At 63.0% G+C, this 1,191-nt stretch carries 1 protein-coding gene; it reads right to left on the bottom strand.

Annotated elements, in window-relative coordinates; all coding sequences use genetic code 11:
• On the bottom strand, positions 1 to 734 hold a 734-nt coding region (locus tag PGX04_RS15290), incomplete at its 3' end, for a thiamine pyrophosphate-dependent enzyme (protein ID WP_273739291.1).
• Between the last annotated feature and the right edge of the window lie 457 nt (positions 735 to 1,191).

Here is a 1,191-nt window from a genome sequence, read left to right as displayed (position 1 = left end):
TCCCGCGCGGCGGCCGTGACGACGTAAGTCGCCAGCGGGTCCATCCCGTCGACCTGCACGCCTGCGAAGCCGTAGGCGCGGGCCTTCTGGGCGATCGTCGCGCTGGCGGTCTGGCGTTCGCGCGGGACGGAGATGGCCCACTGGTTGTTGTTGCAGACGAAGACGTTCGGCGTATCGAACACGCCGGCGAAGTTCATCGCCTCGTGGAAGTCGCCCTCGGAGGTCGACCCGTCGCCGAAGTGGACGACACCCACCCGGTCGTCGCCGTTCAGCTTCGCCGCCCACGCCCAGCCCACCGCGTGCGGGAGGTGGCCGGCGATCGAGATGTTCAGCGGAAAGACATCGATGTCCGCCAGCGCGGCGTTCCCAGCTTCGTGGCCCATCCAGTACAGCAGGTACTCCCAGGGGAGCCCTCGCGCGGCCAGCGCGCCGTGTTCCCGGTACTGAAAGGAGAGCATGTCATCGTCCGCCAGCGCGTACGTCGAGCCGATCTGGGCCCCCTCCTGGCCGGCCAGCGAGGAGTACGTCCCCAGTCGACCCTGCCGCTGGAGACTGATCATTCGCTCGTCGAAGCGCCGGGCGAACCGCATATCCCGGTACATCGAGCGGAGGGTCTCCGGCTCGAGGTCAGGTTCCAGTTCGGGAGCGAGGACGGTCCCGTCGGCGTCGAGGATTCGGATCCGATCGTCCGGGTCCCGCTCGAGGAGAGCGGGCTCGAGGACGTCGCGTGACATGACTACACCGATGGAGGCCCGATACATAACGGTAGCTCTCAGCGAGTTCGAGGGGTGCGTGTCGCATTCGCTGCGCAGGCGTGCCTCCGCCCCTCGACGCCGTGATCGACGCCACTCGGTTACTCAAAATTCATACTATCGTGAAAATGAGCGGGGTTCATAGCTATAGAGATACAATTATGTAAATTGATTCATCAACTTACTGACGCTCTATTTGATGCAGTAGCGAACGGGCAACGGCGACGGATACTATTCGACCGTGCGGAGCGAAATCTACAGGCGGAGCAGGTCGAGTGCCTCGGGGTCGGACGGAAGATCTTCGATCTTTCGTGACTGAGCGAAGCGAAGCTTCGCGATGTCCGCGAAACCGTCGGTTTCGCTCGATGACGAGAGAGCTTAATGAGTGACGGAAGTTATGGGCATGAGCTGAGATGGACAAGTAATGGGAGGGGGCCGG

It is taken from the genome of Natrinema soli, from assembly GCF_028618695.1.
Note: the sequence above shows the minus strand (reverse complement) of the source record. Positions and strands in the feature narration are given on the sequence as shown.